Raw genomic sequence first — 18,975 nt, forward strand, 5'->3', positions numbered from 1 at the left:
GCAAGAATGGAAGCGGAAGAGCAGAAGCGCCTTGCTGCAGAAGCTGCCCGCCTGGCCGAAGAGCAGAGCATGGTGGTGGGTGAGCGCGATTTTGCCAAGATGACCTCTGCCCAACTGGCCACCCTGGTGGAGGGGGAAGAACTGAATATCGAGCCGCAGGGCCCGCAAGAGAAGGTGCCAGAATACCGGTTGCGCGTGCGTGATGCTCTGAAGGCCAAGCTGGCAGAGCAGGGGGAATAGCATGCAGATGGTGCCCCGCGAGCAGTTCCTGCCCACCGTCAGGATGCACATCACCGGCCCGCTCGAGATGCTGCTGGAGGAGGCCGTTACCGAGGCGGCTGTCACCTTCTGCCGTGAGTCTGAGCTGATCACCCTCGATCGCCTGCTGCCCAGCGCGTCAGCCGGCAGCCTGGAGGTGGTGTGCAATGTGGACGGGGTTACCTCCAGCAATGTGCTGCACCTCACTGATGCGGGGGGCGTACCCCTGGATTCTGGGCGTGACTACTTCGCCATCTCTGCCAATGAGCTGAGCATCCTGACAGATCTCAGTAACGTGCGGATCTGGTATGTCGCCACCCCGGTAAAAGGCGCCAAGGAGCTCCCCGCGCAGCTTTACCACGAGCACGCCGAGGCCATCGCTCATGGTGTTGCCGCGTTGCTCTATGCCCAGCCTGATCGCCCTTGGTCTGACCCCAAGCGCGCCAGCTACCACCGTTCCGAGTTTGTCGAGGGATGGCGTCGTGCCGGGCGGTTCCGCAAGCAGCATAGCGCCCCGACCCAAGTCGAGTTCTACAACCCGCCCCGCAAGCACTGCTTTTTCTGATCCCAAGGACACATCATGGCTACCGTGACCGTTGCAACCATCCTCAAGCGGGTAAACACCTTGCTTGTCGATCCTACTTTTACCCGCTGGCCCAAGCAGGAGCTGCTGGACTACTACAACGACGCGACCAAGGCGATCGTGCTGGTGCGCCCTGACGCACACACCAAGAACACCGAGTTCACCTGTGCGGCCGGTACCAAGCAGACTTTGCCGGCCGACGCTCTTCGCCTCATCGAGGTGCTGCGAAATGCCAACGGCAAGGTGATCCGCTACGTGGTGCGCAAGGCGCTGGATGACAGCTACCCCGACTGGCACTCCAGCAACACCGCTACCACGGTGGACAACTACACCTACGAGGAGCGGGATCCGAAGACCTTCTATCTGCATCCAGGCCCGGCCGCGGCGGTGAAAGTGGATGTGATCTATTCGGTTGCCCCCCAGTCCAAGGCGTTGGCCGAAGTGGAGAGTGCTCAGAGCCCGGCGCTGGCTGACCTGGATGACATTTACATCAACCCGATCATCGACTTTATGCTCTACCGCTGCTTCTCCAAGGATGCGGAGTATTCGGCCAACTCCAATCGGGCTGCTGGTCACTACAACGCCTTCTTGCAACAGCTCGGGGAGAAAACCCAAGCTGACGCGAGCATGGAGGCACGCCAGCAGGCCAGCTTTGGCCGAGTCACCGGACAGTAAGGAGGCGATAAATGGCGGGTATTTGGTACCGAGCCGGCACAGTTGCCGTCACATCAGGAAGCACCAAGGTGGTTGGTGCTGGTACCACCTGGAAAAGCGGTGTTTACAAGCCTGACAAGGGGCACATCTTCTGGGGGCCTGATGGTCGGGCGTATGAGGTGGACTACGTGGAGAGCGATACCGCTCTCTATCTGGTTACCGCCTATGCGGGTGGGTCTGCCACGGGGCAGGCGTACTCGATCGTTATCTCCATCACTGGGCAGGTTCCGGCATTTAGCCGCGAGCTGTCGGCCTTTGTGGCATACCACCAGGGGCAGATGGATGGCTGGCAGAAGCTGCTCACCGGCACCGGCGATATAACGCTAACCGCACCTGATGGCACCAAGCTCACTATCCCGAGCTGGGATAAGGTGATGAATGCCGGTTATGGCGTGGTGGAGCAAGCTACCGCTCAGGCAGACAGAGCAACCTCGGCTGCGGATAGCATAAATGCCGAGGCGCCAACAGGGGCGGGGAAGCTGATGCGCGTTGGCGGACCTGCGATCCTGGATTCCGAGCGTTACTCGCTGGAGCGAGCCACGGGTGGTCGGCAGACGATAATCAGAGACCGGCTTGGCAGACCATCAGTCATGTTCATCCTGCCACGATTCCGATATGAAGATGTCGGGATGTCTGATGTCATGGGGGCTGGTAATGTCACTGCGTTCGATCTGGGGGCGGGCGGCATTAAAAGCGAGATCTTCATAGGCGCATATCTGGCATCAGATGGCGGCATTAGTGCCCCCAAGGCTGTTCCGCTGGCGGGCTTGAGCCACACAGCAGCTAAGGCCGTGTGTGCTGATATGGGAGCTGGCTGGCACATGATGACCGCTCATGAGTGGGCAGCGATATCTCTGTGGTGTGCGGCCAATGGTGGGGAGATTCTCGGTAATACATACTGGGGGCAAAGCCACACCCTGTCTCACATTTTTGGCTCTCGCGTCGATAAAGCCCCTCCCGCCGAAGTTTCTGGTAATGGCGCGACACTGACTGGATCGCTTGGCGTCCGGTCATCCCATGACAGATCTGATGCTGGTGTTTTTGATCTGGTCGGTAATCTGACTGAGTGGCAACACGGGATATTGATCGATGACGGCAGGGTTAAAGTCTCTCCAGCCAACACGTTTTCAGAAGATGACATGGTGTGGACAGATGCATATATGGCTTTTAAGGGCGGGAGCCTAGTTCTTTCTGCATCTGCTGGAGAGGTGTCTGGTAGTTCGCGAAGAGCAGTTTGGGCGCAGATGGGGCAGGATAGCTCATATGCCAGTAGGAACGATCTGAAACGCCTCCTTATCGAGCCAACACAAAAGACCCAGCTACCAGGAAATGTTGACGTTGTATTGTCTGGTCAGCGCGTCCTTCAGCGTGGTGGGATGTGGCAGCAGATGGCGGGAGCCGGGCTGGCGTCCATCAATCTCAATGACCCGCGGGATGCCGGGTGGGTTGGTGTTGGGTTCAGGCCATGTTTTGCGTGAGGTCAGTATGAGTTACCTATTTAATGGCGTACTGCATGACAACTACAGCCACAGTTTCATGTCAGCCATGGGGATGAGCGAAGAAGCCATAGCATCAGTTATCGCCCAGCGCGATTACGAACTGGGTGCCGGGCAGTTAGCGGCGCGACAAAGAGCCTATGAGTCCGAGTCTGACCCGCTTTTCCTTGAGTGGCAGTATGACAAAACACCAGAGGCCGAGGCGCGCTGGCGCGACAAGGTGGCTGAAATCAAGGCGCGTTATCCAGTTAGCCAGGAGGGTGAGTCATGATTGCTCGCCGAGAACCCATTACGGCGATTGTGGTCGCCGTGCTGCTCGGCTGGGCGCGTACTACCGCCACGGCCCCCGGGCCGGTTTGTCAGGTGTAGGAGGTTCACGAGGGAAAAATTATCCTGGTGCCGCGCCCCAGCGCCGAGGTGCTGCCGCCAGCCAAGTGAGCCTTGCCTCCTGGCGCTGTCAGCGTTAGGATTTATCCATCATGGCCCGCTCTGTTCTGAGTGGGCCTTTTTGTTTTCTGCCTGCCGAGATCTACCATGTCAGTCATCGATATCGTCACCATGCGAGGTGTTACGCCGCGCGTGGAACCTCACCTTTTGCCTGATGAGGTGGCCGTGGTGGCCAGAGATTGCCACTTTGACCACGGCGTTATCTCACCACTCGAGGAAGATGTCAGCGCTGGAGTGATCCTGCCAATCACCCCGCAAACCCTGTTCAAGTACGGCCAGAACTGGTTTGCATGGAACAAGATTGTCGAGGCAATCAACTCACCGATTGCGCAGGATGCCTATGGCCGCGTCTATTACACAGATGGTGAGTATCCGAAAGTCACCAACTTCCAGATCGCAACTGGTGGCGCCAACAAGCCTACGGCGTGGTACCGCCTTGGCGTGCCAGCTCCAGGCGTTCCGGTTGGCATTGGGGCAATTACACCGCCCGAAGGTGGCAAGGATGACGATATTACCGATGACGAGACTCGCTACTACGTTGACACCTATGTCACCGCTATGGGTGAAGAGGGGCCGCCCGGGCCAGCTAGCGGCAAGGTGGCGATCCCCATTCCTGAATCAACGGTGACGCTTGCGCTATCACCACCGCAGTCGCAGGACAACAATATCACCAAGCGCCGGGTCTACCGATCTGTCTCTGGTGGCGGCCTGGCTGATTACCTGCTGGTCGCAGAGCTGCCCATTGCTCAAGCCTCGTTTGTGGACAATCGCGCAGATGGTGAGCTCGGCCCTGTGCTGGAGACCTACGATTATGCGCCACCTCCTGCCTCCCTGCGCGGCCTGTGCCAAATGGCCAACGGCATGTGTGCAGGCTTTGCTGGCAACTCTCTCTACCTGTGCGAGCCATATCTGCCCTATGCCTGGCCGGAGAAATACCGGCTCACCACTGAGCACGACATCGTGGCGATCGCCGCTATCGATACCACGCTGGTGATTGGCACTAAGGGCCACCCCTATCTGGCGCAAGGTGTCAGCCCGGCTTCTGTGACCAACCAGAAGCTGAGCCAGCTGCCGCAAGCGTGCATCAGCGCCAGCTCCATGGTGGCCATGGATGGCGTGGTGCTTTACGCCTCTCCTGATGGTCTGGTGGGGGTTGGCGCAGGCGGTGGGCAGGTGGTGACCGAGCAGATCATCACTCGCAAACAGTGGCAAGCCATGAAGCCTGAGACCCTGCGCGCCTGGCACCACGAGGGAAAGTATGTGGCAATGACCGATACCCACGCTTTCATCTTTGACCCCAAGAGCGGTGACCTGCGCGAGCTGACCAATCGCTGGGATGCAGCTGTTTCAGATATGGAGAGCGACCGCTTATTTGTGGCCAAGGGTGCAGATCTACAGGTATGGCGCGGCGGCCCTGTCGGTAATGGCCGGTTTGTATGGCGCTCCAAGCTGTTCATGATGCCTGACGGTACACCGCTAGGTTGTTGCAGGCTGCTGGCTGACGATATCACTAAGGTTGGCATCAAGCTGACCGTGGATGGTGAGCAGGTGATGGATCTGCCGCCTGGCAACTTGGTATCTGGCACGTTCAGGCTGCCACCTGTGCGTGGTCGGTGGTGGCAGGTTGAGGTATATGGCACCTCTGCCGTGAAGCGCATCACCCTGGCTGGCTCAATGGCGGAGTTGATGTAATGGCAAAACCGGCATATCGAGCAGGGCGGGATCAGGCCGCCACCTCTGAAAACGTCGAGCTGCTTACCGGTCAGCGCGGCAACAAGCTGGATAAGGCGGTCACCTTTCGGGAGCTGAATGCACTGGGGCTGGCAACGCTGCGCCCTGGTGCTGGCGGCATTTATGTGCCGGGCAAGAACCCGGATCTCTTCCCGGTCGGCGTATACGACAAGCCGCACGCACCGGTTAACGTGCAGGCCGGCGGGGCATTTCATACCGTGCTGGTTGATTGGGATGGGCCTACGTACCGCGGGCATTCCCATGCAGAGGTGTGGCGCGCAGAGAGTGATAGCCTGCCTGCGGCGACGCTGGTTGGTACCACTATCGCCAATATGTTCTCTGACGCCATCGGCAAGGGGGCCAAGTTTTATTACTGGGTCAGGTTCGTCAATGGCAAGGATGACCGTGGCCCGTTCCAGGGTGTGAATGGTGTTGTAGCCGAAACCAGTCGGGATGTGCAGGAGATTCTGGATGAGTTGCAGGGGAAGATTGAGGGTAGCCATCTTGCCCAAGAGCTCCTGAAACCGATTCAGGATGTTCCCCAGCTCACAGCGATTATCAACGAGACCAAGGCCAACTTGGCTCAGCTGGACGCCAGAGAAAAGCAGGTGAATGACCTGCTCAATTCCGCACAAGCACAGCTCGGTGACAACTACATCAATGTCACGCTCATTCAAGAGCAACTTCGCAAGAAAATTGAGAAGTACAATCTCGATTTTGAGAGCTTCCGTGACGCCGTGTTCAGCGTTGACCCCGGCACCGGGGAGATCACGATGGAGGCCATCAATGCGGTTCGCTCCGAGTTGGGCGCTCAGATTTCGACAGTGAGCCAGCACCTCGATGCTGTGGAGGCCATTGTTGAAACATGCGTAACCAGAGCGGAGATTGGCGCTGAGTTCGAGCGAATCACCTCCGTTGAGCAGCAGATCGACGGCATCAATGGCGCACTCTCTCAGACGGCTACCAAGTCGGAAGTTACTGCGGTGGGGACGCAAGTCACCCAGGTGGGGCAAGAGCTGAATGCCGTCAAGGGCACGCTGAGCCAGAAGGCTGCCCAGAGCGCGGTGGATGCCCAGGGGCAGCGCCTGACGGCTGCTGAGCAGCAGCTCAGTGCCAACACCAACGCTACATCAGCCAACGCCCAGCGCATCGAGCAGGTAAAGGCGGAGCTGCAACAGGCCGACGCGACGATCAGCGCCTCTGTGACTGACCTAGCGCAAGCCGTTGCCAGAACGACTGGCGCGCAGGCCCAGCGCCTGCAAGCGCTGGAGGTGCTGACCGTCGGACACTCTGCGGCCATCACTGAGTTGCAGCAGGTGGTGACAAGTGACGGGCAATCACTGGCGAGCAAATTCGAGAACCTGAGTGCCAGCGTTGATCTTGCTGCTGAAGCCGAAATTGTGGGGACACTGGGGGCTGCCACCGAAGCGAACCGACAGCGCCAAGCAACCGGTGAAATCCGGCGAGAGCAGAAAGTGCTGAGCGGTCAGCAGGAGGCCATGGCCACCACGATCGAGCAGTTGGGAGCGACCTTCCAGGCGGAGTCCGCTGACCTTCGTGGGCAAATCCTCAGCGAGCAGACGGTGCGGGCCTCGGAAACGGAGGCGTTATCTCAGCGCATTACGGTAAACGAGACCAGCTTCAAAGCTGCGGACCGCGCTCTCGAGGCGAGCATTGCAGAGGTTGCCAGGACTACAGCGAACGCGACCGAATCAACCGCAAACCAGATCCAGCAAATCACCACTGAATTTCAGGCAGCAGACCAACAACTCTCCAGCCAAATCACTGCAGAGTCAGAGGCCAGGGCGAATGCAATCAGTGCGATGAGCAGTCAGATCGACACCGTGTCCGCGGTGGCAGGCAGCAAGAACAAAACCCACTTTCAAGCCACGGCACCCAGCTCCGGCATGGGTACCGGCGACTTGTGGTTCGACACCGCCAACAACAACCGACCATACCGTTACAGTGGTACGGCCTGGGTCGCCACTGACGACCCACGGATCGCCGCCAACGCCGCAGCCGTCCAGCTACAGAGCCAGGCGATTGCCAACTTGCAAAATGGGGCCCAGGCCATGTGGACGGCGAAAGCCAGCGCGGGCCAGATCACTGCCGGGATAGGGTTGATTGCAAACTCTGACGGCACGAGTCAGGTGGCTATCTCTGCCTCTCAGGTGTTCGTATTCAACCCGAATAGCTCAACGCCCATGGCGCCGCTGTTTGCCATCGACAACGGGCAGGCCGTGATTGCCGAGGCCATCATCCGAAAGGCCACCATCCAGATCATCCAGTCAGAGAAGATCACCGCCGATTATGTGAAGGCTGGTGTCAGCATCAGCACCCCCTTGATCAACGGGGGGCAAATTGACATGGGGAATGCTTTCCTGTCTGGAGGCGCCGCTGGCTTCGGGAAGGGTGGCCCCTATTCTGGATGGGGGTGGGGCTGGTACACGATGATCTATGCGGACGGTAGTATCTATACCAACCGACTCCGTGCCGAGGGTGGTTATGTGAAAAACATGACCATGAACAACTGCACGATTGAGCAGGATTGCGTTGTGAAGGGAACTGTCTACGCAGAGCGGATAGTCGGTGATGTTTACGTGGCTAGAGATTACGTCTGCTCTACGAATGGTCGCCAAGTTGGGCCTATCAACGTTTGCACTATCAAGGTTAATCAACCAGTTGGCTTTGCCAGAACACTTACAATTCCTGGGCTGGCGGGCTTGGTCGGGTGCTCTGTTACGGCTGAGGGGCCTGGATCTGGGACTTTGACAAGAGAGAACTGGACAGAGATGTTGGTTGAGGTGTTGATGGATGGTGCCGTTGTAAAATCATTCACCGTCCGCGTTTCAGTGTCAGCTACATCTAACCCGTCATCTGGGCCTGTAACAAGAGAAAATGAAATCGGTCCATTTGTCGGAGACATTACAATCCCAGCCAACAGGGAGCCAACAGTCGTGGTCCGAATCAGACGATCTGCCGGTGATGGGTGGGTTAGGAGCGATTCGACCCAAGGAGGGCGCGTGGTAATGTTCAAACAGGGAGGTTCTCTGTCATGAGCAAGGCAATCAACCGTATCGCCAGCGATACCGGCAACCCAAGGCTATCCGCCGAACTGCAAGACGCCATCCGTAACCGGGTGGCGTTTTTGTTTGTGCGTGGTGATGACGGTTTCGTGTTGAAGCCGGTCTGCGAGTGGGGTGCTACTGGTGTCATGGTATGGGTTGGCTGGGGTGATGGCGGGGCGCCAGAGCGCCACCTGCCGGAAGTGAAGCGGCTGGCCCGCATGATAGGAGCGCGCTGGTTGCGTTTTCACTCTGCGCGCAGGGGGTGGCTCAGGGTGGCACCAAAGATGGGGTGGGTACGTCAGCCTGATGATGCTGACGGGCTCTATGTGTTTCAAATCAACCTGTGATGGGGTGAGGTATGGGTAAGGGTGGCTCTAATGAAATCCAGGAGACGGAGGCCCAGAGGGCAGCTGCTGATGTGGCAATGGAGCAGTGGAACCTCTACAACTCCGACCTGAAGCAGTATGAGGACATCTTCATGGACAAGGTGGATGATCTCAACAACGAGAGCGAGTACGGAAAGCTGGCGGGCACGGCCGCGCTGGGTACCGCTCAATCATTTGGCGAGGCGCGCGCTGGGCTGGCCGACTCCATGGCGGCAGGTGGAGTAGACCCAACCAGTGGCAAGTACCAAACCGCCATGTCTGACTTGGAGACTGATCAAGCGCTGAGCCAGACAGATACAACCAACAGAGCTCAGTCCAGTCAGCAGGATAAGTACGTTGCAGGTCTCAAGGATGTTGTGAGTATCGGGGCGGGTCAAAAGGCCGAAGCGCTGGCTGGCATGGGGGATGTGGCTAATACCAGCTTGCGCAAAGCAGCCTTTGACGCGCAGAACTCATTTGCCGACAAGCAGGCCACAGCTGGGTTGGTTGGTGCTGTAGCTGGTGCTGGCACTGCGTACGGCCTCAATGAGTTCAAATCTCAGGCGCCAGCAGCAACCAAGAAGATCAGCCCAACAGCTTCAGTGCTGCAGGGGAAAGGGTACTAAGGGGGAGTCATGGGATACGCTGCTGACACTTACGCCAAAATCACCCGCGAGCAATACCAGGACTGGAAGACTCGCTTCTATCCCAAGCAGCAGGAGCTGATGGATCTGGCCACCAACGGCGAGCTGCTCAGGGAACAACTGGGCCGGGTGGGCGAGAACAACACCAACGCCTTGCGCTCTGCTCAGCAGGCCACGGCCAATCGCAATGCACGCATGGGGGTCAACACTGACAGCAACGCCGGCGACAACAGCCAGGGTCTGCGCATGGCCCTGATGACGGCGGGGACCGAGAACGGGCTGCGTGAGCAGGAGCAAGCTCGTCAGATGGGGATCCTGACGGGGGCTGATGCTGGACTGCGTGAAGCAATCAAGACAGGGGGTAAGGTCTGATGGGGTACGGGATTCTGGATATTGGCGCCCAGACGCGCCAGCAGGGTATGGCCGGGTTGCGCGATGCGGCCAATCGAGAGCAAGAGCTCGAGCTTGGCAATAAGCAACTCAAGACCCAGGAGAAGCAGGCGAAGATGTCTGCAGCTGGCGCAGGGGCAGCCACTGGCGCCATGATTGGCGCATCTTATGGTTCGGTTGGCGGTCCTGTCGGCGCTCTTATCGGTGCCGGCGTTGGCTTTCTGGCAAGCAGCTTGTTTTAAGGTGAGGTGAGTATGGGCGTATCAGGATTGGCGGAAGGCTTTCTGGCCGGCTTCAACACCATGGATCGCTATCAGCGGGGCCAGAAAGAAGATGAGCGGATGGAAAAATCCATGGGCCTGCGAGATGCCATGTGGCAGAACGCTCAGGAACAGCAGAAAAAGGCCGATGCTCGTTATGATGATGAGACCAAATATAACCGAGGTCGCCATAAGGTTGATGACGACAGATGGAACTTAGAATACGCAGGACGGCAAAAACAACTGGAGTTGGATAATAAGCGCGCCAACGCGATGCTGAGCCTAAACGTGGAGCAAAATAAAAGGGCCCAAGAGTCTCACGCACTGGCCGTGGAAAAGAACAAACGGGACCAGTGGTGGCTTGACAATGAGGTGCCGTTCAATATGGCGACAGCAGCGCTGGGGCGAGGAGAGCAAATTACACCAGAGCAAGATGCTTTGTTGAACCATGAATATGCCGCCGGGCGAAATCCATACCGCGTGTTTGGTGACTCGCAATGGCACCGGAGTTCTGACACTGTTTATCAAAGGATGAAAGCAATCGTTAACAACCCGGACGCCAAGGCCTGGGATATGGGGAAATTGCATAAGGCAATTAATACTTCCGAGGTGACGCAAGCTCTGACCTATATGGTCAAGGGCGATCTCGAAAAAGGTATTGGGACCGTCACCCCCACAGGAGTGGTTAAGTCATATGGAGAGGTGGAGGTTGTTCCAACAGACCGCGGGACATTCTTCCTTCAGGCCCCTGTGACCTACATCAACCCAAAGACTGGTGAAGAAACTGTAAAAGATGCCCCTATAACCGAGGGCCGAACTGGTGACCCGAGCGACCCCGTCAAGGAGTTCACCCCCCAGAGGTTGATTCAATACTTCGGCAAGGCGCGCCAGGTCAGCCAGCAGATCCAGCAAAACCCAGAACAATGGGAGAACTTTCTTATACAGACCGGTGTTAATCCACCGGCTGACTATAAAGGGCTGAAGGCTGCCCTGGCTGATCTCCACAAGCAAGAAGCCAAGGCGCTGGCCGATGGCGGGGATCCGGCCACGGTCAAAGCGGCATTTGATGAGGCCAGAGAAAGCTTGCCGTCTGTCTACGGGGTGAATACTGGCGGGACACCTGGTGCGGCACCCTCTGGTGTCAATCCTGAGCAGTGGAGCCAGAGCAACCCTGAACGTCAGCAGTTTATGAGGGAGGCTGAGCAGGGGGGGTGGCTTGGCAGCTATCTTGAAAGCCCGGAAAAAATGGACGGAGCCTTTGCGTTATGGCGCCAAGCTGTTGCGAAAGAGGAGGCAGCCAAGCAAGCGGCGGTGTCTGCTGAGAAGGTGCGCAATATGGAAGGGGGTAAAAATAAACCGCACAACTACCGCGCAGCAGAAGAGGCGGCCGTTAATGCGGTTATTGCACCATTTACTAATGGACAGCCGACGCTCAACAAGGCACCAGATGGGGCGGCGGCCTATCAGGCGATGAGCCTGGCCCAGGCACGCCGCTAGTTGCCTTTCACCCACCCCAGCGTTAGCATCTCTCCATCGTCGATCAGTCTGCATGCTGATCGCCCCATCTCAAAAGCCCCGAACGGTTCGCCGCTCGGGGCTTTTCTTTTGCATAAAGCCGAGGCCACTCGAATGGACAAGCACAGTCTCCGTGACGCATCCCTGCCACAACCGCTGCAATCTGACTCTCGAGGAAAGCAGTTCTGGGATGGCATCAACAGTCAGCTTTCATCACCGCCCGCAACTGCGGCCCCAAAGCGAGACCTCGACACAGAATGGAGTGATTATCCCAAGGCGGTAGGCGCTGGCGCGTTGGAGCTGGTCGGTGGCATTGGTGAGCTCGCACGGCAGGCAAGCAACTTCGGCAAAGAGAATGCCGGGAAGCAGGGGGGCGACTACCTGGAACAGGCTCGTGCCAATATGGCCAATAAGCTGAGCCCGTTGCTGGATGTGGTTGCGGGCGCAGGTGACCTGGCCCAAGGGGGAGCCGAGTCGCTGACCGAGGGAATGAGCGCGGATGCCAAGGAGGCCATGGGGCGCCGGCTGGTAGATGAAACACCGGAAGGCCGTTTGACCCTGGGGGATGGTGCAGGGGATATCGATGTCTGGGCGATGAAAATGGCGCAGGGCGTTGGCTCTTTGCTACCGACACTCGCCGCTGGCGGGGTGACTGGGGTGGCCGCCAAAGCCTCTATCGGCCGCGCTGTCACTGCATCCATGGTCAAGCGTGGCGCGACCCAGGAGGTAGCCGAAGCGGTCGCCGCCAAGGCAGTATCCAAAATTGCCACCGGCGCCGCTGTGACCACCGGGGCGACCGGATCGGTGGGCAGTGCCGGGGTGAACACCCGCGACACTGTGCTGGGAATGAGCTTTGACGAGCTGGCGGGCAGCGATACCTTCCGCCAGTCGTTTACTCGCATCGACCAGGATCAACAGACCGCCCATCTCTCTGATGAGGAAAAGCTGGGGCTGGCCCGTGAGGAAACGGCCAACTTGGCCAGCCGAGCCACTATGAGCGACGCCAAGGTGTGGGGAGCTGCCGCCATGGGCTCCATGATGGGCGACGCCATGCTGTTCAAGATGCTGGCTGGCAAGGCAGCCACCGGTGGAGTGCTGAAAGGTGCTGCCAAGGGGGCGGCAGGTGAGGGTATCAGCGAAACCCTGGAGGAGGGGGTGCAGCAATACGCCGTCAACGAATCCCTCAACGAGGTGGCCGCCGCTGATATCGACCCGATGAAGGGGGTCATGTCGAGCGCGATCGAGGGCGGCTTGATAGGGATGGGGACAGGTGGTGCGGTAGGTGCTGTCGGTGGGGCGCGAGGCGGTAAGCATGCCAGCCAGGAAGATGGCGTTGGGGCCGATCTGGTTGCAGAGCCTTCCGCGCCGGTGACGGAGGAAGCTGCTGGTCCGACAGTGGATCCGAACTTTGCATCTGTTCCACTGGAGGACGGCGAGCAGGCGCCCTCCGCCTCGCAGGCCGAGGGAGATCTGAACCCGCTCGGTCCCAGCGGCAGCCAGTTTGACGAGCTGCGTGATGTTCCCGCCTATCTGCGTCAAGACGATACCGCCGATCGCTTCAAGGGGATGGCGCAGGATAGCGACGTTCAGCGAGCCTTGGCCGGTGAGTACGGGCGGTCGGTGCAGGATCTGGTCACGGCCCAGATGCAGGCTGGCGACCAGGGCAAGAGCCTTTATGAACTCGCCCAGGCTGGGGATCTCGGGGTTGACCCGTTCGCAGGAAACAAGAGCGCCCAGCAGGTAGCCATGGAGAACCAGCGCCCAGCCCTGCCGCTCAAGGATGTGATCTTTGCCGGTGACGCCAATGCCAAGCACAAAGGGGAAGGGGTGGCCGCGCCAGGGGATCACGATGATCGCCAGTCCGGCCCAGGCCCGCAGTTTCGTGGCAGCGAGCGCACCCGTTGGCAGAACGGGCAGGAGGGGGATCTGCTCCCGCCTGAGGCTGCCACCGCCCACCCTGCCGGCGAGCTGCCGGGCGCGGTGATTGATGGGGAGGCTCGCGAGGTCGGTACCGAGTTGCCGCACCATGATGTGGTCTATGGAGCAGATCAGCGACAGCCTGACGCCAAACCGATGCGTGGCAGCGCCACAGAATCGGCAGTTGGCCCGCTCCAGACACTCCGAATCACCCGCAAAGGCAAGCCGTTCGCAACCGAGAAAGAGGCTGCCATGGCCAGCCGCAAGGGCCAGGAGATGCCGGTGCCGCTCAATGGTGGCGGCTTTGGGGTGGCCGAGATCGCCGAAGTGGAGAGGGCGAAGGCTGCTGAAACCACGCAACCCAGCGTTCAGCAACTCGACGACATCAGTGTCACCGACCCGAATCAACCATCTGATCAGCCAGTTGCAAGCGTAAGCGCTGAAACAGTTCCGGCACCGTCTGCCACAGCGGGCGAGGCCAGCCAATTAGTACCAGCTATCGATACCGGATACCGCGAGGTGATCCCCGGCAACCAACCCCAAGCAGAGGTGAGCAATGAGCCAGTTACCCCGATACCTGCAATCAGCAGTGAGCGATCAGGTGATCAGCCTGGCGCAGGCGATCCGGTTGCAACAAGTGTTGGACCAACCCCTGCCGAACTCGCGGAGCGAGCTGGACCCGGAGATCCGGCAGATGGCGCTTCTCTTGCACCTGTACCTGTCACCCAACCAGGAGAGGAAAATTCACTGACAGCCCCGGCACCTGCCGGGGTTGCTGTATCTGAAGAGGCGCAAGCTGAACAGGCTCGCACGACTGCCGGGCCAGCGGCGGCGCCGACACCCTGGTCGGAGATGATTGATAACCCTGATGGCACCATCACCCTGAAAGGCGAAGTGCCGATCATCAAGCAGTGGGCCAAGGATAACGGCGTGAAGGCGATCCCGGGTAAGGGTGGCTTAGTAGTGTCCACGACATCGGTGGCGAAGGTGCGACAACACACCACCTCTGTTACCAGTGAACCGGTGCGGCAGATTGAAGCGGCCCGCGCCGAGGTTGCGCCGGAGCCCACAGAGGCGCAGAAGGAGGCGGGGAACTACAAGAAGGGTCACCTCACGCTGCAGGGGTTGGACATTGCGCTCGAGAACCCCAAAGGCTCCACCAGATCCGGTACCGATCAGGATGGCAGGCCGTGGCAGTCAACCATGGCTCATGACTATGGGTACATCAAGCGCACCCAGGGGGCTGATGGCGATCATGTCGATGTGTTCATCGGCGATAAGCCGGAAAGCGAGATGGTCTACGTGGTGGACCAGGTGGACCCCAAAACCGGAAAGTTTGACGAGCACAAGGTGATGATGGGATTCGCCGACGAGCAGGCCGCCAGGGCTGGCTACCTTGGCAATTACGAGGAGGGCTGGCAAGGCCTGGGTGCCATCAAGGCGATGCCAGTGGATGCGTTCAAGCGCTGGGTGAAGGGAGGGGATACGAGGTCCCCGATTGCTGCTCAGCCTGTTGCTGGCACCGTGAACTCTGTTCGTTTCTCCAAGCAGGCGATGGCCCAGGGCGACAAGCCAATCAAGCACTTGACCCGCAAGGAGGCTGAGCTGGTTTCCCGTGGCTGGTTCAAACAGTACCGAGGGGCGAGTGGTATCAAGGTGCAGATCCACGCCACCCAAGGGGAGCTTGAGGGGGCCCTGGGACTGGAAGCCAAGGAGGGGCTTATCCGGAGAGCGGCGTTTGACGACGATGCCGGCACCCTACACGTAGCTGCGGACACCATTTCCGACCCCAAGCGGATGCGCGAGATCCTGCGCCATGAGGTGCTGGCCCACTATGGCCTGGCCAACGTCCTGGGTGACGGGGAATACACCAAGCTGATGAGCCGCCTAATCCAGTCCCAGAAGGACCCCAGCATGAAGCCGGTGTGGGACTGGGTGAACACCCATTACGCCGATGAGGACATCGGCACCCAAGCCGAGGAAGTGGTGGCTCATCTCGCAGAATTGGAGCAGGGGGCCTGGGGCCGTGGCTGGGATCGGGTTGTAGCCTGGGTGACACGGGCGCTGCGCGCCGTTGGCTTCGTGCCGGATGGCATCACTGCTGCTGAGACCCGTTCCCTTATCGAAGGGTTGGGTAAGAAGCTGAGAAAAGCAGGTGCAGAGGTTGGCTCAGCTGAAGGAGAGAGGTTGTGGTTCAGCGCCGAGCGCTCTCCCTGGGGCAAGGATTTCCCCGAGGTGATCTTGCATGGGCGCCTGGCAGATGCGACCAGTCATCCTGACTATGCCGCGGCCAAAGGGGGCGATGATGCTGCCGCCCGGCGGCTGGTCCGTGATGTGCTCTCTCCCGATGCTATAGGGAAGCTCAAGGCGCTTGTTGGTGTTCGCCAGGCCATCGCCCTCGGAGTGCATGCCGAGGAGGCTGTGAGCCGCAATGCTATCCCCAGCGCCATGGCTGATATCTTGGGCAAGGTTCTGGGCATTGAGGTCGATCTAGACATCATGCAGTCCGCCAAGGTTGGGCGAACGGCGCAGGACGGATTTGGCCGACTGGCAAATCAGCCCGGATTTGATGGCCCAGTCCGAAACGACAAACCCTATCTCATCATGGATGACACACTGACCCAGGGCGGCACCCTGGCGAACTTGAAGGGATACATCGAGAACCGTGGCGGGGAGGTGCTTGCCGCGACAGCGTTGACCGGAAAGCAATATTCCGCCAAAATTGCGATTGATAGCTCAACCCTTGAGCAACTCCGAGATCAGTATGACGGCACAGGCCTTGAAGCGTGGTGGCACAACCGATTTGGATACGGCTTTGACTCTCTCACCGAGTCCGAAGGCCGATACCTCCTTCGTGCCAAGGATGCTGACAAAGTCCGAGATCGAGTCGCTGCGGCAGGACCGCAAACGTCGGCACGAAGCGAATATGAAAGCGCTCGAGACGATGGATCTCTCCCGCCTGATGGTCTGAAGTTCAGTCAAACAAATTCCGCGGCCGACGAAGCGCTGCAAAAGCTCAATCTGGGCCCCAAGCCCGACATCATCGACAAGACCAAAATCAACCTGAACAAGCTCCGTCAAGTTGACCGAGGCGTGGTCAGCTCATGGGTCGATCGCGTCATCAAAAAAGCCAACACCGAGGTGCTCGACGCGCTGGCCCCCATCAAGTACGCCGAGGAGGCTGTCGGCATTACCGATGCTGCTGACTCCGGCTATGTGGCTGCACGGATGGCGACGGGGGCCGCCTCCACCATGCAGGCGACCATGCTTTACGGTTTGCCGGAGTGGAAGGATGGGGTGATCCAGCGCAAGGCTGGCACCGGCGAGAAGGATGCGCTGCTGGGAATCTTTGCCGACCTGGGAGCTGACCTGCACAACTGGCTGGGCTGGATGGCAGGCCACCGGGCCGAGCTCCTGATGGAGCAGGGCCGCGAGAACCTGCTGAGCGAGCAGGACATCGCCGCTCTGAAAGGGCTTGGCAAGGGGAAGGAGGCCAAGTTCATGGAGGCCAAGGCCCGCTGGAATCGGCTCAACGCCGCCACCCTGGATCTGGCGCAGGAGGCTGGACTCTTTACCCCCGAGGCGCGGGCCGAGTTCGAGAGCGAGTGGTACATCCCCTTCTTCCGTGAATCCGACGATGGCGATGTGATCGCCCCCTTCAAGCCAAAGGGGATTGCGAATCAGAACGCCGGTATCAAGAAGCTCAAGGGGGGCGATGCCAACACCAACGACCTGCTCGAGAACATCTTCACCTCCACCTCCAAGCTGATCGACGCGTCCATGAAGAACATGGCGGCCCAGAAGACGGTTTGGAACCTGGCGGATACCGGCATCATCGAGGTCATCCCGAAGCCAAACAAGATGGATTACCAAGCCCTTGCCAATGGCAAAGACAGGATCATGGTCAAGCTGGAGGGGGAGGACTACATGATCCGGGTTGAGGATCCGGACCTCTATCGCGCTATGACCTTCTTCGACCGCAAGCCGTTCGGCGCCATGGTCAATGTGGCGGCCAAGGCCAAGCGCATCTTAACGGCTGGCATCACCGCCTCCCCCGAATTCATGCTGCGCAACTTCCTGCGCGACTCCCTCTCCAGCTGGGCCATCAGCAAGGATGGCTTCAAGCCGATGATTGATTCCATCAAGGGGGTGAAAAAGACCCTGACCATGGACGGCAGCACCATTGACGTGATGTTCAGCGGAGCCTCCTTCCTGGGCGGCTACGTAAATGGCAATGACCCTGAGGCCATGGCCGATACCGTGCGCAAGTCGCTACGCCGCAAAGGAATGACTCCGGAGCAGATCGCTCGCTACGAGAAGAGCATCATCCGCAATGCGGCGCATGCCAAGGGCGTGGTGGCTGACGCATGGGAGAAATACAGCAGGTTGGGTGAGGCGGTTGAAAACGGTAACCGTGAGGCGGTATATGACGCTGCCATCAAGGCAGGGAAGAGCCACGCCCAGGCGGCGTTCGAGTCGAAGGACCTGATGGATTTCTCCATGCTCGGTGCGGCTCGCACAATTCAGCTCATGTCCCAACTGCTGCCGTTCTTCAACGCCCGGATCCAGGGCCTTGGCAAGCTGAGCCGTGAGCTGCGCGACAACCCTCGAGCCATCGCCAAACGCGCAGGCATGATCACGGCTGCGAGCCTAGCACTGCTGGCGCACAACTGGGACGATGAGCGATATGAGGCTTTGCCGGACTGGGATAAAGACGCCAACTGGCACTTCTGGCTTGGTGAGCACCATTGGCGGGTTCCCAAGCCGTTCGAGATTGGCGTGCTGTTCGGTACCATCCCCGAGCGCATGGCCCGGGCCCTGGGTGACAAGGATACCGGAGCACAGTTCGGGAAGGCGGTGGCCAGGGCGATAGGTGATACCTTCGCCCTCAACCCAACCCCCCAGCTCGTCAAGCCGATGGTAGAGGCTGCCTTTAACTATGACAGCTTCCGAGGTGGCCCCATCGACGGCCCGCAAGACCTGAACGTCCAGGCAGAGGCACGCTACAACGAGCAGACCAGCCTGCTGATGCGCGAGCTGGGGGAGCTCACTGGCTTCTCGCCGAAGCAGCTTGAGCACCTGGTTATCGGTTACACAGGCACCATGGGCAGCTATGTGATGGCTGCCGCTGACGGTCTGATACGGGCCGCCAGGCCAGGAGAGTCAGCAAGCTGGCGCGCCGACGAGATCCCATTGGTGAAAGCAGTGTACCGCGGCACCGGCCCTGCAAAGTCCACGCAGCACATGGAGGAGTTCTACCGGATGCTGAACGAGGTGAACCAGCTCAAGCGCACCGTTGACCAGTACCGCAGTGAGGGGCTCACAGATAAGGCCCGCGAGCTGCTGGAGGAGCAGGGTGGGATCTTGAAGGCGCGCCGCAGCCTGAGCCGCACTCAGCAGCAGGTCCGGGTGGTGCGCAACAAGATCGAGCTGATCCAGCGCGACCGCACACTGACCGCAGAAGAGAAGCGCCGGCGCATCGATGAGATGCTGGCCCGCCGTAATGATCTAGTGTATCAGGCAGTCAACAAGAACAAGTCGAACTGGGAGTAAGGGGGAACAGCGGCCCTAGCTGAGCCTCTGTGAT

Annotated in this window: 12 protein-coding genes and 1 pseudogene; all 13 read left to right on the top strand. The window is 59.4% G+C overall.

Annotated features, from left to right (window positions below):
- Positions 1–240 (top strand): annotated as a pseudogene (locus tag PG899_RS12545) (hypothetical protein); the annotation flags it as partial.
- 1 nt (position 241) lies between these two features.
- Positions 242–823 carry a hypothetical protein gene (locus PG899_RS12550; protein ID WP_261999722.1) on the top strand — a complete coding sequence of 194 codons (582 nt, stop codon included), beginning with the start codon at positions 242–244 and terminating at the stop codon, positions 821–823.
- 15 nt (positions 824–838) lie between these two features.
- On the top strand, positions 839–1,516 hold the full coding sequence (locus PG899_RS12555) for a phage adaptor protein (RefSeq protein WP_261999723.1): 678 nt from the start codon (positions 839–841) through the stop codon (positions 1,514–1,516).
- A gap of 11 nt (positions 1,517–1,527) precedes the next feature.
- Positions 1,528–3,033 (top strand): SUMF1/EgtB/PvdO family nonheme iron enzyme, encoded by a 1,506-nt coding sequence (locus tag PG899_RS12560; protein ID WP_270697414.1) that lies wholly within the window; start codon positions 1,528–1,530, stop codon positions 3,031–3,033.
- 7 nt (positions 3,034–3,040) lie between these two features.
- Entirely contained in the window at positions 3,041–3,322 is a 282-nt protein-coding gene (locus PG899_RS12565; RefSeq protein ID WP_270697415.1) for a hypothetical protein, read from the top strand.
- 263 nt (positions 3,323–3,585) lie between these two features.
- Complete coding sequence (locus PG899_RS12570; RefSeq protein ID WP_270697416.1) at positions 3,586–5,190, top strand: hypothetical protein; 1,605 nt, start codon at positions 3,586–3,588, stop codon at positions 5,188–5,190.
- On the top strand, positions 5,190–8,288 hold the full coding sequence (locus PG899_RS12575; RefSeq protein WP_270697417.1) for a phage tail tip fiber protein: 3,099 nt from the start codon (positions 5,190–5,192) through the stop codon (positions 8,286–8,288). The genes PG899_RS12570 and PG899_RS12575 overlap by 1 nt, the downstream gene beginning before the upstream one ends.
- Positions 8,285–8,644: a hypothetical protein gene (locus PG899_RS12580; protein ID WP_270697418.1), complete on the top strand. Its 360-nt coding sequence runs from the start codon at positions 8,285–8,287 to the stop codon at positions 8,642–8,644. The genes PG899_RS12575 and PG899_RS12580 overlap by 4 nt, the downstream gene beginning before the upstream one ends.
- An 11-nt stretch (positions 8,645–8,655) precedes the next feature.
- Positions 8,656–9,288 (top strand): hypothetical protein, encoded by a 633-nt coding sequence (locus tag PG899_RS12585; RefSeq protein WP_270697419.1) that lies wholly within the window; start codon positions 8,656–8,658, stop codon positions 9,286–9,288.
- A 9-nt stretch (positions 9,289–9,297) separates the two neighbouring features.
- Entirely contained in the window at positions 9,298–9,678 is a 381-nt protein-coding gene (locus PG899_RS12590) for a hypothetical protein (RefSeq protein WP_045789778.1), read from the top strand.
- Positions 9,678–9,938 (top strand): bacteriocin, encoded by a 261-nt coding sequence (locus PG899_RS12595; protein WP_270697420.1) that lies wholly within the window; start codon positions 9,678–9,680, stop codon positions 9,936–9,938. Before PG899_RS12590 ends, PG899_RS12595 begins: the two co-directional genes overlap by 1 nt.
- 12 nt (positions 9,939–9,950) lie before the next feature.
- Positions 9,951–11,453 (top strand): hypothetical protein, encoded by a 1,503-nt coding sequence (locus tag PG899_RS12600; protein WP_270697421.1) that lies wholly within the window; start codon positions 9,951–9,953, stop codon positions 11,451–11,453.
- Positions 11,454–11,585: 132 nt separating this feature from the next.
- On the top strand, positions 11,586–18,941 hold the full coding sequence (locus PG899_RS12605; RefSeq protein ID WP_270697431.1) for an LPD38 domain-containing protein: 7,356 nt from the start codon (positions 11,586–11,588) through the stop codon (positions 18,939–18,941).
- Positions 18,942–18,975 lie beyond the last annotated feature (34 nt).

The organism is Aeromonas sp. QDB39 (genome assembly GCF_027707585.1).
Classification (GTDB): Bacteria; Pseudomonadota; Gammaproteobacteria; order Enterobacterales; family Aeromonadaceae; genus Aeromonas; species Aeromonas hydrophila.

Excerpts from the sequence above, each read along its gene's own strand:
- PG899_RS12550 (WP_261999722.1), top strand. The coding sequence starts at position 242 with ATGCAGATGGTGCCCCGCGAGCAGTTCCTGCCCACCGTCAGGATGCAC.
- PG899_RS12555 (WP_261999723.1), top strand. The coding sequence starts at position 839 with ATGGCTACCGTGACCGTTGCAACCATCCTCAAGCGGGTAAACACCTTG.
- PG899_RS12560 (WP_270697414.1), top strand. The coding sequence starts at position 1,528 with ATGGCGGGTATTTGGTACCGAGCCGGCACAGTTGCCGTCACATCAGGA.
- PG899_RS12565 (WP_270697415.1), top strand. The coding sequence starts at position 3,041 with ATGAGTTACCTATTTAATGGCGTACTGCATGACAACTACAGCCACAGT.
- PG899_RS12570 (WP_270697416.1), top strand. The coding sequence starts at position 3,586 with ATGTCAGTCATCGATATCGTCACCATGCGAGGTGTTACGCCGCGCGTG.
- PG899_RS12575 (WP_270697417.1), top strand. The coding sequence starts at position 5,190 with ATGGCAAAACCGGCATATCGAGCAGGGCGGGATCAGGCCGCCACCTCT.
- PG899_RS12580 (WP_270697418.1), top strand. The coding sequence starts at position 8,285 with ATGAGCAAGGCAATCAACCGTATCGCCAGCGATACCGGCAACCCAAGG.
- PG899_RS12585 (WP_270697419.1), top strand. The coding sequence starts at position 8,656 with ATGGGTAAGGGTGGCTCTAATGAAATCCAGGAGACGGAGGCCCAGAGG.
- PG899_RS12590 (WP_045789778.1), top strand. The coding sequence starts at position 9,298 with ATGGGATACGCTGCTGACACTTACGCCAAAATCACCCGCGAGCAATAC.
- PG899_RS12595 (WP_270697420.1), top strand. The coding sequence starts at position 9,678 with ATGGGGTACGGGATTCTGGATATTGGCGCCCAGACGCGCCAGCAGGGT.
- PG899_RS12600 (WP_270697421.1), top strand. The coding sequence starts at position 9,951 with ATGGGCGTATCAGGATTGGCGGAAGGCTTTCTGGCCGGCTTCAACACC.
- PG899_RS12605 (WP_270697431.1), top strand. The coding sequence starts at position 11,586 with ATGGACAAGCACAGTCTCCGTGACGCATCCCTGCCACAACCGCTGCAA.